Here is a 15,198-nt window from a genome sequence, read left to right as displayed (position 1 = left end):
TTGTCTCTGTGCCAAAGCAAAATAACTGGCACCATAAGCGATCATGGCACCACAGAGGAATACATCCGAAAAGAGAGTGACGAAGAGCTTCGACGTCTCTTTCAAGGTTACCTGGATAAACAGGCGTATTTTGAAAAAAAGGAGAGCATTTTTGCTCTCCTTTTTCGTGTTAAAGACAGTTATTGATACTTCGCCTTGGCTTCACGCCTGCGGGCATGCAGTACAGGCTCAGTATAACCATTAGGTTGCTCTGTTCCCTTCAGAACCAGATCACAGGCAGCCTGAAAACCGACACTGTTATCATAGTCCGGTGCCATTGCCCGGTAGGCCGGATCCCCTTCATTCTGACGATCAACCACTTGCGCCATTCGCTTCAGGGTTTCCATAACCTGCTCTTCTGTACAGATACCATGATGCAGCCAGTTGGCAATATGCTGACTGGAGATACGCAACGTAGCCCGGTCTTCCATCAAACCCACATCGTTAATATCGGGGACTTTGGAGCAGCCAATCCCCAGCTCTACCCAGCGCACCACGTAACCGAGAATGCCCTGGGCGTTATTATCCAGCTCTTTCTGAATATCATCCGCATTCAGGGATGAAACATCTTCCAGCAGTGGCAGGGTCAGAATATCATCCAGGCTTGCAGATGCTCGCGCAGCCAATTCATCCTGACGGTGAGCAACATTCACCTTGTGATAATGCAGGGCATGCAGAGTTGCAGCTGTTGGTGATGGTACCCAGGCGGTATTGGCACCTGCCATGGGGTGTCCGACCTTGGTTTCAATCATTTCGGCCATATGATCCGGAATCGGCCACATGCCTTTGCCAATCTGGGCCCGGCCCTTTAAACCTGCAGCAAGACCGGTATCAACATTCCAGTCTTCGTAAGCCTTGATCCAGGTTGCCTGCTTCATTGGCCCTTTACGGACAACCGGCCCTGCTTCCATAGAGGTATGAATTTCATCACCAGTGCGGTCAAGAAAGCCGGTATTAATAAATACAACCCGCTCTTTGGCCTGGGCAATACAGTTCTTGAGGTTGACGGTTGTACGACGCTCCTCATCCATAATACCCATCTTCATGGTATTGTGGGGCAAACCAAGAGCATCTTCTACACGGCAGAACAGAGTATTGGCAAAAGCCACTTCTTCCGAGCCATGCATTTTGGGCTTAACAATATAAATACTGCCTTCACGGGAATTGCTGTTGTTCTGGCCTTTTTTGTTTAAATCATGAATAGCGATCAGAGCCGTCACCATCGCATCCATAATCCCTTCCGGAATTTCCCTGCCCTCGCCATCGAGAATGGCTTCATTGGTCATCAGGTGTCCGACATTACGGACAAACATAAGACTCCGGCCTGGAAGAGTCAGGCTGCTGCCATCTGCCCGGGTATAAATACGATCTTTGTTCAGTGAACGGGTGAACGACTTATCACCCTTCTGCACAACTTCCTGCAGATCACCTTTCATCAGGCCCAGCCAGTTGGAATAAACCGTCACTTTATCTTCAGCATCAACAGCAGCAATGGAATCTTCGCAGTCCATAATGGCGGTCAGTGCTGATTCCACCAGCAGATCTTTTACTCCAGCCGAATCTGATTTACCGATAAGGCTTTCAGAATCGATCTGAATATCTATATGCAGCCCGTTATTTTTAATAAGAATACTGTCGGGTTTCTGTTGTTGGCCGGCATAGCCTGCAAACCTCTCGGGAGAAACAAGGGTCGTCTCCATACCGCTGTTGAGCTTAACCGCCAGCTGACCTTCTTTGACTGTATAGGCGACAGCATCGGCATGACTGCCAGTCGTTAACGGCGCTGACTGATCAAGAACTTCACGGGCATAGGCAATGACCTTGGCACCACGTACAGGGTTATAAGTGCGTCCTTTGTCAGCACCATCTGCTTCGCTGATAACATCCGTGCCATAAAGCGCATCATAAAGGCTACCCCAGCGGGCATTGGCAGCATTCAGGGCATAACGGGCATTCATCACCGGCACAACCAGTTGAGGACCTGCAACTGTTGCGACTTCTGAATCAACATTTTCTGTGGTGATCTGAAAGTCAGGAACCCGTGACTCGATATAGCCAAGGTCGGTGAGAAAGGCTTTGTAGGGAACAGGGTCATGGATTGGGTGATCCTTATGCCACTGGTCAATTATCAGCTGTATCTCATCACGACGAGACAGCAGCTCACGATTCACCGGTGCCAGATCATTGATGATCTTCTCAAAGGATGCCCAGAAATCTTTGTAGTCAATACCAGTGCCGGGAATGATCTCCTGGTTCACCAGATTAAACAGTACACTGGCTACCTGCAGAGATCCGAATTGTGTACGTTCTGTCATGTCGCTACCCCGTTTTATGCGCCGATAACCTGCTCGATTCTGGCCACCAGCATTTGTTATTCAGGCTTTGCCCTGCCCTGCCCAGCCTATCTCTTCTATCTCGAGTCTTGCTGTGATTTGTCTGTTTTCAGCCGTCAAAATGCCTGAAAATTTTTGAATTGCCAAGCACAGGCAATTAAGGCCTGAAAAATCTGACACGCCAAAACGAGTAGTTTTGATCGCATGTTATACCAAATAGACCCCGAATTTATGGTTTGGCAATAAACATTCAGCAAATAAATAGCGATTATAAAAAAGCGCAATTGCGCCAAGAGGCGGCGTTTACTTAGAATGCACACACCGAACCGAGACTGATTCGGCAATCATACGTAGATAGCAGCGTAGATGGCCGCCGCACTCCGACAACAAGCATTACAAGGGTGGGTGTGGTCACTGCAAACAGCCATAAGCGGGAATGCCAACACAAGGTGTTTCCATGGTAAAAGAATAAGGACCGGTCATGTCAAACTACCTGAAAGACATCGATAGCATTGCTTCCCTAAAAGCAACTCAAGGGTCTGCCTGGGATGCCATCAATCCTGAGTACGCCGCACGTATGAGGGCCCAGAACCGTTTCAAAACCGGTCTGGATATCGCCAAATATACTGCGGGCATTATGCGTGCTGATATGGCCCGTTATGATGAAGATCCCTCACAGTACACTCAGTCACTCGGTTGCTGGCATGGTTTTATCGGACAGCAGAAGCTGATCTCTATCAAGAAGCACTTCAATTCCACGGATCGCAAATACCTGTACCTGTCCGGCTGGATGGTTGCTGCACTGCGCTCCGAGTTCGGTCCACTGCCTGATCAGTCCATGCATGAGAAAACTTCTGTTGCCAGCCTGATCGAAGAACTCTACACCTTCCTGCGTCAGGCCGATGCCCGAGAACTGGGCGGCTTGTTCCGTGCGCTGGACAAAGCCGGTACTTCTGAAGAGAAAAAAGCTGTCCAGAGCAAAATTGATAACTTCCAGACTCATATCGTGCCAATTATTGCAGATATTGATGCTGGCTTTGGTAATGAAGAAGCCACTTACCTTCTGGCCAAGAAGATGATCGAAGCCGGTGCCTGCTGTATCCAGCTCGAGAACCAGGTTTCCGATGAGAAGCAGTGTGGTCACCAGGACGGTAAAGTGACCGTTCCTCACGAAGACTTCCTGGCCAAGATTCGCGCTGTTCGCTACGCCTTCCTTGAACTGGGTGTTGATGATGGTGTGATCGTTGCTCGGACAGACTCCCTGGGTGCTGGTCTGACCAAACAGATTGCTGTCACTAATGAGCCTGGCGATCTGGGTGACCAGTACAATAGCTTCCTTGATGGTGAATATGTCGATAATGCATCAGATATTGCCAACGGTGATGTGGTGATCAAGGCTAACGGCAAGCTACTTAAGCCCAAGCGTCTGCCTTCCAACCTGTTCCAGTTCCGCAAGGGCAGCGGTGTAGATCGAGTGGTTCTTGACTGTATTACTTCTCTGCAGAATGGTGCAGACCTGCTCTGGATCGAAACCGAGAAGCCTCACGTCGGTCAGATCGGTGGTATGGTTGAGCGTATCCGTGAAGTTGTTCCCAATGCCAAGCTGGTTTACAACAACAGTCCATCGTTCAACTGGACCCTGAACTTCCGCCAGCAGGTATTCGATGCCTGGGCAGAAGAAGGTAAGGATGTATCTTCCTACGACCGTGCCAGTCTGATGAATGCTGAATACGACGATAGCGAGCTGTCCAAGGCTGCTGATGAGAAGATCCGCACCTTCCAGGCTGATGCCGCCCGTGAAGCCGGTATCTTCCATCACCTGATTACTCTGCCGACTTACCATACTGCTGCGCTGTCTACTGACAACCTGGCAAAAGAGTACTTCGGTGACCAGGGTATGCTGGGCTATGTAGCCAATGTTCAGCGTAAGGAAATCCGTCAGGGCATTGCTTGTGTGAAGCACCAGAACATGTCAGGTTCCGATATGGGCGATGATCATAAAGAGTACTTCTCTGGTGATGCTGCGTTGAAAGCTGCTGGTGAAGATAACACTATGAATCAGTTTGATAGCAAATAATCTCTGCCATTAACTGAAGTATTGGAGGGCGCCTGTGGTGCCCTCTTTGTTTAGGCATAATCCTTTGATATGTTGATGACATGATTAATAACCGCTTAGCATAGAGCCTCGATTGCATTTCCCGTTCTGTATTCTGTGAATATCTCAGGTTTAATGCCGACAGGGATGGAAAATGATATGCCAACTTACACAACTCCCGGGGGTTATATAGAAGAAATCTCCACCCTTCCCCCGTCCATTTTAAAAGCCCTTCGAGAAATAGCCACTATTGATAAAGTCACCCTGCTTGTACTGTCAGATGCAATCAGTTTGGGCACGGCTGACCTACTATGAAATCTGCCAGGCGGCTCTAGATCAGTGCAGCCTACTATCCCTATTTGATGACGACTCTCCCCCGTCCTTGTGACATAGAGATGTGCACTGTGTCTGGTCAGAGCATTTCACCTGATGATCAATGGGCTTTGACGCTGATAGATCTTGAGAATGGCATGCTGGTCATTGATATCTTTCTGGCCATGGTCAAACCTGCGGAATTTCACTTGATGCGACTGACACAGAAAGTCGCTGAAGGCTGATCAGCTACAGGCTTTCAGCTTTCTGGTTACGAGGAAAAAATTCAGGTTGACGCGCCATTTCGATAATCAAGCGACGTATCCATCTATGCCCAGCGTCCTGCTGCAATAAAGGACTCCATGCCATCTTCAGCTCAATTGGTGGAATGGAAAATGGTGGTGGCTGAATCACCAGTTCAGGATCTTCACTTAATAACATTGCAGCCCTGGTTGGCAGGGTTGCAATAAGATCATTCTGCCGAGAGAGTTGCATGGCAACATGATAGTGGCGGGTAAAAACGGTAATCTGCCGCTTACGGCCCAGTTTGCTGAGAGCATCATCGACCCAGCCCAGTCGCTGAACATCTTCAGGATTGACTCCCACACCCACGCCCATACCTGTCTTGCTGACCCAGATATGTCGTGCATTCAGATAGTTCTCCAGTGTGAATTTCCGACGAATCAGATTATTTCTGCTCAGCAGGCAGGAAAAACCATCCTGCCAGACCGTGCTCTGGTGAAATGATTGAGGCATTTCATCAAAGCGATTTATCGCCATATCCACCCTGCCCTGCTCCACATCCTGGAAGCTGACATCACTGGGAGTCAGCATATCCAGAGTAATATGCGGGGCATCATAACGCAGACGACGTAACAATGCGGGAATCAGGGTTGATTCCGCATAGTCACTGGCCATTATCCGAAAGACCCGATGGCTTGAGGTAGGAGTGAAAGGTGTCTGGGGGCGTACCGCCTGCTCAATATCCTTAAGAACATTGCGGATCAGCGGCTGAAGTTCAAGGGCACGGTTGGTCGGTGTCATTCCATCGCTGGTTCTGACCAGCAGCGGGTCTTCGAACAGGGTTCGCAGCCGTCTTAGCCCATTACTCATAGCTGGCTGAGTAATGCCCAGCTGATCAGCGGCACGGGTTACGTTTCTTTCTCTAAGCAGTGCATCCAAATACACCAGTAGATTAAGATCTACGCGGGACACATTCACCATTATTATTCTCAAAGCTGCCCTTATAAGCCTTGAAAATTATCACACGAGCGAAGGGTTGCTCACAATCTTTAGATTATTTAAAACCTTTGGCATCGTATAGTGTAGTGAGCGTAGCGAAATACTCTTTCCCATAGCCACTGAAGTACTCTTCACCAACACCATATTGCGCAAGCAATTGGGTAACATATTGATGATGTGGCAATTTTATTTCTGGCGGTATAAGCGGACTGGTCGCTAAGGCAACACCGGCATAAGCTAGGGCTCCCTTGACTGCAAAGGCTGATGCAGCTGCTGCCGGGTTTGCTGCATAAATCAGAGCCTGCAAAGCTACATAACCCAATGCAACTTCTGTAAGACCAGTGATGCCAGAATGGCCATAAGCCAGAATACGCGTAATCCAGTAACTGTTATCCCAGGTACTCCACTGGGCAGTCGTGTAGATTCTGTTGTTGATGTTATCGAACACACCTCTAACCGTTGCCCGCAGCGACCCACTGACATAATCAGCGCCAAACAGTGGCCCGCGGCACCAGACATTATCAACAACAAAGTCTCCCGTGGGGTTATCATCTCGAAGCACGCCCCATGACCAGAGCATTTTGTCAGATTTGAAGTGAATCTTAATGGGGTTATTCCTGTCAGGAATAACCCGGATTTCTATTCCCGTATTAAAACCATACCGGTGATCGCCAAATCGTGGTACATAGTGCATATACTGCCCGATAGTTGTTTCTGACTGCGTCAGGTAGCACTGGTCAAGCAATTCTTCTGTTTGAATTGGCCCTTGCAGAATCTCATCTTGCTCTTCCTGAAGAGCGGTGGTGCTTTCCTGCAGGGCATTTCCACTGCCGTCTTGCCGCCTGACTTGGTGAATTGTATTTCCTTCAAAGTCTATCTGGTTTTCTTCCTTCGATTTCTTAAGAAACTGCCGTTGTGCATGAAGACGCGTGAAGGCCGAATCTAATTGATTTTTGATGACCTTAACTGCTTTATGTACCTGCCTGGAAATCCTTTTTGCATCAATTATGCTTGCCAGCAAGGCACCAGTTGTACCCTCAGTTCTTTGACTTGCCTCCAAAAGATTCGTGACTCTGGCGGATACTTCTACAACCTGATCGGCGGCATTGAGTAGATTGGCTCCATCCCCTGTCTTCAAGTCATTCTCATCGACCGGTAAAGCCTTTCTCATTTCCATATCAAGATTGGAAATCTGCTCTTTAAGAGTGGTGACTTCAAAGGTTGATGTTGCGACGGAACCTGCAATTTTACTAAGCTTGATATTGGCCAGATAGAGCATGGCGCGAAGTGTCGACATACCATAGACAATCGCATTTTCTTCTGAGGTTTCATCATAGCGAGCTGCAAGATACTCAATATCCATCTGCAAACGCTGTGGATCATAAGTTTCATAGCCAAGCTTATATTTGCCGTTCATATAAAGTGGCCTGGCACCGTCTTTCATTTCGAAATCAATATTATTCAGCGCAATGTAGGTTCCATGTCTTGTTAACTGGGACAACCAGTAAACTGTTCCAGTCAGTGTCCAGCCTGGCATATAACTGTTATGAATTTCTGTAACCTTGAGGCGACTTCCGCTCTGAACTGAAGTTGTTCGATAGAATTCAACTTCTGCCTTCATCTCTCCATATGCTGATGAAAACATTTCTGAGGATGCATTGTAATCACGGCCTGCCCACTTCAAATGCAGGCGGTTTCCATGACATGTAAATCTTGCATATCTGTTGTTCTTACCGTCGACAAATGCAAGGTAATTTGTCTTCCATACGGCTTTATCATCAAAATAATCTTTCTGATCAGACTGCAGGGAGAGATAAATATTTTCGTTCAGAGGGTCAACAGTCACGACAATATGGGTATTGCGTATCGCATTGTCATAGTTGGCATAGTAGTCATTTTCAAAGGAGTCATTATTCATCCCAAGGGTAGAAGGTCTTCCGGAACTATTGGAGCCATAGACTTCTTCATTTATTCTCTTTTTACTGTGAATTTTATCCAGATCCTCTTCGTTAGAGAATTTCAGCACATACATATTTTCCGGGATATTACACTTGTCCATCTCGACCATTGCCCAGGAAGAAGAGCACAGGCCCATCCCCAACAGGAGAATAGCTATCAGGGCAAGAGGCAGCGATTGGGTAATTGAAGGTTTTACCAAAGTTACAGCGCGGAACCTGGAGAGCATTCAATTCACCTTACGGAATCTGAGACACCCGTTAGGCGAAATTCAGCTCATTAAGTTCAGGATACGGCTGTTTGCATATGTAACGGCAGTAACAACCTGAAATCGATTACACCTCGTTACAGGAAATAGAAACGGGCAAACAGCACAATAATTGGAAGAGCCATTACTGTTCGAATAATAAAGAGTGACAGAAGCTGCCAGAAATTCAGGGGAATTGAGGATTTCATGATCAATACGCCTACCTCTGACATATAGATCAGCTGGGCGATAGAAAGTGCTGAAATAATAAAACGGGTCATCTCGCTATCTATGCCCCGGCAAAGAATCGCTGGCAGAAACATATCTACAAACCCCAGGAAAACCCCTGGGGCAGCCTTTTCTGGCTCCGGAATCTGAAGCAGGTCAAGCAAAGGGACCAGCGGGCTGCCCATCCACTGAAAGATGGGTGTTGTCTCCGCCAGAATCATTGCGACAGAGGCGATGACCATGATAACCGGGATAAACACCAGCCAAATATCAAAGGCATTGAATAGCCCAATCTGAAGCAGTTTCACAGGGCCTGGAGCGCTTCCGGCTTTTTGGGTTGCTAATTGAAGACCACTGACAAGACTGAGCTGCTGGCCATTGTTATCAACCACAGTCGAATCGGCTTCAGGGTGATACTTGTCGGGAATACTTGTTAGAGGCCATATGCGGGGAAGAACAAGTCCAATAATCAGGCAGGTGCATACCACTGTCAGATAGAAGTAGGGAAACATATGGGGCAAGCCGACAAAATTCACCACAACGATACAGAACGAGATAGAAACCACAGAGAATGTTGTTGCGATGATGGCGGCCTCTCGGCCGGTATAGTAGCCCTTCTCATACTGCCGTGCTGTTATCAGCGTACCAACTGTTCCATCCCCCAGCAGCGAAGCAATGATATCAACCCCACTGTTTCCAGGAATTTTATAGACCGGTTTGAGAATCCGGTGCAGCATCGTACCAACCAGCTCAACCAGGCCATAATCAAGCAGCAACGGTAAGAAAATACTGGCAAGAAAGAAGAATACCAGCAGTACACTGAGCAGCTCATGAAGAACCAGTCCCCCGGTATTTTCCCCCCACAACCATTCAGGACCAAGTTTCAAAATAATCGCAATGCCTAAAACCGCCCCCACAGCACGGACAAGAATCCAGAACTTTGAAATCATAAATGCTGATCGTAGAAATAGATGATTGCGCACCCAGGCAGGCTCATGGATGCGAACATAAATGGCACCAACGGCTGAAATCAGCATGATTGCCACAACGGTCAGGGGCAGAAGGCGGGATGACAGATCCATAATGGCATAGCCGACTATACCAATCATTACTGTCGGTCCATGGGGGCCATCAAATGGAATCAGAAAGAAGAGAATGCCCAGAATGGATGGCACTAGACTTTTGAGTACCAGAGGGAGTGACAGAACCCTTGTCTGATTGGAATTCTTCTCCAAAATATGCCTGTTATTATGCCGTCATTTATGACAATTTAGTCTAGTTGAACTCCAGCTTTGTGCAGTTCAAAGCTGCTTAAAGCATGTCGGTAATTTTTTTCAGACATAAAAAAAGATCAGCACAAGGCTGATCTTTATATTTGGAGGCGAGTACCGGAGTCGAACCGGTCTAAATGGAGTTGCAGTCCACTGCATAACCGCTTTGCTAACTCGCCTCAACGGGGGTGAATAATACAGTAACACTAATTAAAATCAACAGGTTGCGCTGGCATATTAAACAAATAAATCGGCAGACAACCAAGTCTACTGCCGAATGGTGTCATCATCACCAAGGTAGTCACCGATCTGCATTTCCAGCACCTCAAGTTGAGCATTGCCACAGTTTTCAAGGCTGTGAGAACACCCTGCAGGGATAACAATGGAGTTGCCCTTCTCAAGAAAGTATTCATCAGTTTCGCAGTTAACGTGTGCGCTTCCGTTAAGAATGATCCAATGCTCGGACCGTTGCCTGTGCATATGCAAAGTAATCTTCTGCCCCTGCTTCACAGTTAGCTGGTTAACCTGATATCCATGCGCACTGTAAAGCACATTCCTTGATCCCCAGGGACGTAAAACCCTCTCAGTATCAGTGCCGCCTTGGACAAAGTCTGTGAACAGTGAAACATCCTGAGAGCGGGACTTATCAGCAATAAGAGTTATATCAGCGGTATCAACAACAATAATATTCTTCAGTCCAAGCACAGCAATCTGGCGGCTGTCAGAGCGTAACAAGCTGTTTAAACAATCAACGTGTTGAATATTACCCAGGCAGACATTTTGCCCGTTATCCTTGTGGGCGATTTCCCAGTTGGCCTTCCAAGAGCCAATATCTGACCATCCAGCATCAAGTTTGGCCATCATCAGTCTTGAGGACTTTTCCAGAATACCTTTATCAACCGACAATACCGGAGATTCCTGATAATCAGCTATTGGGACTCGAAGGAAATCCAGATCACTCTCAAGCTTCTGATAGGCATTGCGGCATGCATCATAAACGGCTGGGCAAAGATGTTGCACTTCATCCAGAAATACTCCGGCTTTATAAAGGTTTATGCCGCTATTCCAGTAATATCCACCAGCCTGAAGATACCGTTCTGCCTGAGGCTTAGCCGGCTTTTCTGTGAAACCTGTAACAGGTAGCAAACCTGTGCCACCCTCCGCTTTGCCAGCACAATTTATATATCCAAACCCAGGTTCAGCAGATGTAGGTTCTACCCCGAGCGTAACTAATACACTCTCAGCGCGATTATCTTTAATAACTTTTGATACTGCCGTATCAAAGCTATCAGTGCTTTTGAGGTAATGGTCAGAGGGCAAAACAAGCAACCAGGGATTATCTGCCAGGGTTAGCGCCTCATATGCAGCAAGAGTGATGGCCGGTGCTGTGCCCCGGCTGCAGGGTTCCAACAAGATCCGTGCTTTAACATTCAGCTGCACGACCTGTTCAGCAACCAGAAAACGATAACGGTGATGGGTAACAATAATTGGCGGATATGACCCGGAAATATTCTGGGCCCGCAACAAGGTTTGCTGAAAAAGGCTAAGTTCTTTATCAGCCAGATTCAGAAACTGCTTAGGTTTTTGCTTGATGGAAAGCGGCCATAATCGGGTTCCCGAGCCACCGGCGAGAATAACTGGAATAATTGGCTTGTCTGAGGGCAATGTTCCACCAGCAAAATCATATTGGAAAAGATGAACTATATCCCATAACTGATAATGACAAAACGGAGGTGAGTTTGCCGCTCACGATACCGTGAAGGATGCCATTAATGCTGATGTCTACTTTGCCAAACCCTATGCCAGCTATCAGCGAGGAACTAACGAAAACACTAATGGAATCATTCGTAGAACCTGGCCAAAAAAAATGGCTTTGGGCAGCCTGACAGAAGCGGAGATAAAGACGATGGAACTGTTGATCAACACCATGCCACGAAAGGTATTAGGCGGGCGTACACTGTATGAAATTTACACAGGGGAGTCGATTGCACTTATTGCTTGAATCCAGCGTCACTGTTCGATAAAACATTGCATCGCGTCTGGCACGGTTTCTGTCTTTACACCCACTTCATGTCCAGTTAATAGACTGATAGAGGTTCCAGACTTTCAGGGTGTTGTCAAAAGAACCGGAGAGCAGCAGCCCTTCGGGAGTGGTGGACACGACATGAACTTCTCCGGAGTGCCCCTTCAGGGTGGCGACACACTGCTCCTCTGGGGCTTTGGTCAGATCCCAAACCTTCAGGGTTTTATCATGTGAGGCGGAAACCACCCGCCCATCGTGGACGATAGTTACACTCCTGACCACGCCTTTGTGCCCTGTCAGGGTAGCGACACACTGTTCCTCTGGGGCTTTGGTCAAGTCCCAGACTTTCAGGGTTTTATCGTTTGAGCCGGAAATCACCAGTCCTTCGGGAGTTATGGTCATGCAAATGACCGCAGCCAAGTGCCCTGTCAGGGTGGCAACACACTGCTGCCCTGAGGCTTGGGTAAGATCCCAGACTTTCAGGGTGTTGTCACCAGAGCCAGAGATCACCAGCCCCTCAGGGGTGGTGGTCATGCAAATAATATGGCCGGAGTGTCCTTTCAGGGTGGCAACACACTGCTGCCCTGGGGCTTTGGTCAGATCCCAAACCTTCAGGCTTTCATCATGAGAGCCGGAGATCAGCAGCCCTCCGGGGGTAATGGAGGCATCACTAACCCAGCCAGAGTGTCCTTCCAGGGTGGCGATACACTGCTGCCCTGGGGCTTTGGTCAGATCCCAAACCTTCAGGCTGTCATCATGAGAGCCGGAGATCACCTGCCCCTCAGAGGTGATGGTTATGCAATCAATCCAGTTGGTGTGCCCTTCCAGGGTGGCGATACACTCATGCCATGGGTCTTTGGTCAGATCCCAGACCTTCAGGGTTTCATCACCTGAGCAGGAAATCACCAACCCTTGGGGGGTGGTGGACACTCGGTTGACCCAGCCGGAATGCCCTGCCAGAGTGGCGACAAACTGCTGCTCTGGGGCTTTGGTCAGATCCCAGACCCTCAGGTACTTATCAATTGAACCAGAGATCACCCGTCCATCAGGGGTGCTAGTGACGCAGAGAACCTTATTATAGTGGCCTTTCAGAGTGATGACACTTTCCATTTTATAGGCGCTGTTGCTTAAACGTCGCAACAGGGCAGCTTGTCTTAATACGTCACTGATGACCCATTCCTGCTCTTTTTTATTAAAGTATTGATTCATCCACCCCTCGAGACTCCTCTCGTATTGATCTTTTTGATGGAGGAGTTGTACTTCCATTTTCTTTCGGTACAGGGATTGAACCTCTGGTTGTCGGGTGAAATACTTTTCCACAAGAAAATTGGTCAGGATTTTATGCCGACTTAATCCTAAAGGGTTCAGGTATTCAACCATCAGCGGGCTGCATTCATGCGAATAAGCCCCTGCGGGAAGCTCTTTTCTGGCATCGGTGAAGAAGTACTTGCAAGTATGCCGCAGCGCCAGAATGTCCCTGGCAGAAAGGTGGTCTTTTATAAGCTGCCAGCAATCAGGATTGAGCTGTCCAAAGACCTGACTACCGTCTAACTCTCTGATGACTGTGCGGCCAGCACTCATGCAAGTCAGCACTTCTGAGTACTCTGGTTTCGCTTCCCGGGGCATTGGAGATGTATGGTGATCAGTTGTTACGGGTTGTTGCATAGCTGCTGATTAGCTCCTGTAACTGGTGTCGCTAATACCTTGGACAGAAAAACAGCGTTATTGTTTCATCGTGATAGCCTGTCTAACCGGTTTGTTGTGAGAAAGAATATTATGATCATGGATGAACATACTGCGAGAGATTTTCATGGGAACACTCCACTGCTGTCTGGTTAAAAAATCAGAACAGATCTGAGACGCTTGTCGCAACCATCACTACCATTTGGGCATTCCCCACATACAAACGCTCTTCGTTGTCGAATGCCAATAATCCACGCATCGCCAATATATTCTCGGAAGCCTTTTTCTATCTGCTTCAGAAGGTTAGAAGCAGCAGTGGAATAAATTCGTAAACATTCGGTGAACCCATTTGCTGAGCTCGCAATCCCTTGGTACCAGAGGAGTTCTTTTTTTGGTACGAAGTAACTATGTTGCTACAGCCCTTGAAAACTGGGGATATGACATGGGTTCACGGAATACTTACCTGAAAAGGCGATTTGATGGCCATAACTCAATCAGCGTAAAAGCAAGAGTCGCTAGTTTTGATTTTGTCAGATATCTTGTAAAGCGCTGGGCTGGAAAAGTTAACTTGTAAATTGGAGGCGAGTACCGGAGTCGAACCGGTCTAAATGGAGTTGCAGTCCACTGCATAACCGCTTTGCTAACTCGCCTTTATAGCTTTCATTAGTTCGAAACAGGAAGTATCGAGATATATGAAATATGAAGAGTGCTTATGGTGCCCGGAGCCGGAATCGAACCGGCACGACCTAACGGTCGGCAGATTTTAAGTCTGCTGTGTCTACCAATTTCACCACCCGGGCTTTATAAGCAGAAGGCACCATGACTAGGCTACCATGATGCTTAACTGGAGGCGAGTACCGGAGTCGAACCGGTCTAAATGGAGTTGCAGTCCACTGCATAACCGCTTTGCTAACTCGCCTTTTTCATCGTGAAAATAAAAATAATTTTCACTCATGAATATTTGGAGCGGGAAACGAGACTCGAACTCGCGACCCCAACCTTGGCAAGGTTGTGCTCTACCAACTGAGCTATTCCCGCCCTGCCTTTCCAGCGGCACCGCCAGAAGACGCCGGCTATTTTATTAGTCTCAGCCAAGTTGTCAATACATTGAAATATAAAGAGATATTAATTTGAGAGGCTGGGTTGCCAACTTTCACTCTTTTGGAAAGAAATAGGCAACCACTCCAACAATAACTGAGGGAACTATTTATCGAATGGATTTAAATCTGGCCAGGCCGCACGCAGATAAACAAACATGGACCAGATCGTCAGTATCGCAGCAATAACCAGCAGAACCATTCCCGCCATTCCTGCCAGACCTGTTCCCATCTCCTTGGCAAATAGCAAGAGTGTAATAGAGCCCATTTGAGCAGTCGTCTTCAGCTTGCCAATGAAATTGACCGCAACACTGGTACGTTTGCCCAGTTCAGCCATCCACTCCCGCAGAGCGGATATGACGATCTCGCGACCAATAATAATTAACCCCGGGACAGTCATCAGCGGAGTATTAAACTTCTCAATCAAAATTGCGAGTGCGACAGCAACCATCACCTTGTCAGCTACAGGATCAAGAAAAGCACCAAAGGGGGTTGTCTGGTTCAGGCGTCGTGCCAGGTAACCATCAAACCAGTCGGTAAATGACGCCACCATGAAAATGGCGGCAGCCGCGACATTGGTCCAGGGGTAGCCCAGATAATGTACGACCACGATTACCGGAATCAAGAGTAAGCGAATCAGGGTAAGTATATTGGGTATATTCATGGTGTACG

At 47.8% G+C, this 15,198-nt stretch carries 9 protein-coding genes, 5 tRNA genes and 1 pseudogene; 3 read left to right on the top strand and 12 right to left on the bottom strand.

The features are described from left to right. Positions 1 to 179: 179 nt before the first annotated feature. On the bottom strand, positions 180 to 2,354 hold the full coding sequence (locus tag M3P05_RS08030; protein ID WP_249698987.1) for a malate synthase G: 2,175 nt from the start codon (positions 2,352 to 2,354) through the stop codon (positions 180 to 182). Between the two features lie 499 nt (positions 2,355 to 2,853). Here M3P05_RS08030 and M3P05_RS08025 point away from each other — a divergent pair, with 499 nt between their 5' ends. Next, positions 2,854 to 4,449: an isocitrate lyase gene (locus M3P05_RS08025; protein WP_249698986.1), complete on the top strand. Its 1,596-nt coding sequence runs from the start codon at positions 2,854 to 2,856 to the stop codon at positions 4,447 to 4,449. Positions 4,450 to 4,871: 422 nt separating this feature from the next. After that, positions 4,872 to 5,024 (top strand): hypothetical protein, encoded by a 153-nt coding sequence (locus tag M3P05_RS08020; protein ID WP_249698985.1) that lies wholly within the window; start codon positions 4,872 to 4,874, stop codon positions 5,022 to 5,024. Positions 5,025 to 5,028: 4 nt separating this feature from the next. Here the strand turns inward: M3P05_RS08020 and M3P05_RS08015 are convergent, their stop codons facing one another. The 5 genes from M3P05_RS08015 to M3P05_RS07995 form a co-directional block, all read right to left on the bottom strand. Next, positions 5,029 to 6,000: a LysR family transcriptional regulator gene (locus tag M3P05_RS08015; protein ID WP_249699017.1), complete on the bottom strand. Its 972-nt coding sequence runs from the start codon at positions 5,998 to 6,000 to the stop codon at positions 5,029 to 5,031. 76 nt (positions 6,001 to 6,076) lie between these two features. Continuing rightward, complete coding sequence (locus tag M3P05_RS08010) at positions 6,077 to 8,206, bottom strand: hypothetical protein (protein ID WP_249698984.1); 2,130 nt, start codon at positions 8,204 to 8,206, stop codon at positions 6,077 to 6,079. Positions 8,207 to 8,322: 116 nt separating this feature from the next. Continuing rightward, a complete protein-coding gene (locus M3P05_RS08005) occupies positions 8,323 to 9,687 on the bottom strand; it encodes a YjiH family protein (RefSeq protein WP_249698983.1) in 1,365 nt (454 codons plus the stop codon). A gap of 141 nt (positions 9,688 to 9,828) precedes the next feature. Next, positions 9,829 to 9,902 (bottom strand) — tRNA-Cys (locus tag M3P05_RS08000). An 88-nt stretch (positions 9,903 to 9,990) separates the two neighbouring features. Continuing rightward, positions 9,991 to 11,388, bottom strand: a complete 1,398-nt coding sequence (locus M3P05_RS07995) for a mannose-1-phosphate guanylyltransferase/mannose-6-phosphate isomerase (RefSeq protein WP_249698982.1) — start codon at positions 11,386 to 11,388, stop codon at positions 9,991 to 9,993. A gap of 61 nt (positions 11,389 to 11,449) precedes the next feature. Here M3P05_RS07995 and M3P05_RS07990 point away from each other — a divergent pair. Further along, a pseudogene (locus M3P05_RS07990) lies at positions 11,450 to 11,725 on the top strand (IS30 family transposase); the annotation flags it as partial. 66 nt (positions 11,726 to 11,791) lie between these two features. Here M3P05_RS07990 and M3P05_RS07985 read toward each other — a convergent pair. The 6 genes from M3P05_RS07985 to pgsA all read right to left on the bottom strand — a co-directional run bounded on the left by M3P05_RS07985 (position 11,792) and on the right by pgsA (position 15,190). After that, positions 11,792 to 13,411 (bottom strand): WD40 repeat domain-containing protein, encoded by a 1,620-nt coding sequence (locus tag M3P05_RS07985; protein WP_249698980.1) that lies wholly within the window; start codon positions 13,409 to 13,411, stop codon positions 11,792 to 11,794. A 594-nt stretch (positions 13,412 to 14,005) separates the two neighbouring features. Further along, positions 14,006 to 14,079 (bottom strand) — tRNA-Cys (locus M3P05_RS07980). A 63-nt stretch (positions 14,080 to 14,142) separates the two neighbouring features. Then, a tRNA-Leu gene (locus tag M3P05_RS07975) sits at positions 14,143 to 14,229 on the bottom strand. 45 nt (positions 14,230 to 14,274) lie between these two features. Beyond that, a tRNA-Cys gene (locus M3P05_RS07970) sits at positions 14,275 to 14,348 on the bottom strand. 43 nt (positions 14,349 to 14,391) lie between these two features. Further along, positions 14,392 to 14,467 (bottom strand) — tRNA-Gly (locus tag M3P05_RS07965). A 165-nt stretch (positions 14,468 to 14,632) separates the two neighbouring features. After that, entirely contained in the window at positions 14,633 to 15,190 is a 558-nt protein-coding gene (pgsA, locus tag M3P05_RS07960) for a CDP-diacylglycerol--glycerol-3-phosphate 3-phosphatidyltransferase (RefSeq protein ID WP_249698979.1), read from the bottom strand. Positions 15,191 to 15,198 lie beyond the last annotated feature (8 nt).

Origin of the sequence: Parendozoicomonas callyspongiae (assembly GCF_023502345.1) — a bacterium.
GTDB lineage: Bacteria > Pseudomonadota > Gammaproteobacteria > Pseudomonadales > Endozoicomonadaceae > Sansalvadorimonas > Sansalvadorimonas callyspongiae.
Note: the sequence above shows the minus strand (reverse complement) of the source record. Positions and strands in the feature narration are given on the sequence as shown.

What these genes read in the sequence shown, in the direction of transcription:
- M3P05_RS08030 (WP_249698987.1), bottom strand. Translation starts at nt 2,354, where the DNA reads ATGACAGAACGTACACAATTCGGATCTCTGCAGGTAGCCAGTGTACTG.
- M3P05_RS08025 (WP_249698986.1), top strand. Translation starts at nt 2,854, where the DNA reads ATGTCAAACTACCTGAAAGACATCGATAGCATTGCTTCCCTAAAAGCA.
- M3P05_RS08010 (WP_249698984.1), bottom strand. Translation starts at nt 8,206, where the DNA reads ATGCTCTCCAGGTTCCGCGCTGTAACTTTGGTAAAACCTTCAATTACC.
- M3P05_RS07985 (WP_249698980.1), bottom strand. Translation starts at nt 13,411, where the DNA reads ATGCAACAACCCGTAACAACTGATCACCATACATCTCCAATGCCCCGG.
- pgsA (WP_249698979.1), bottom strand. Translation starts at nt 15,190, where the DNA reads ATGAATATACCCAATATACTTACCCTGATTCGCTTACTCTTGATTCCG.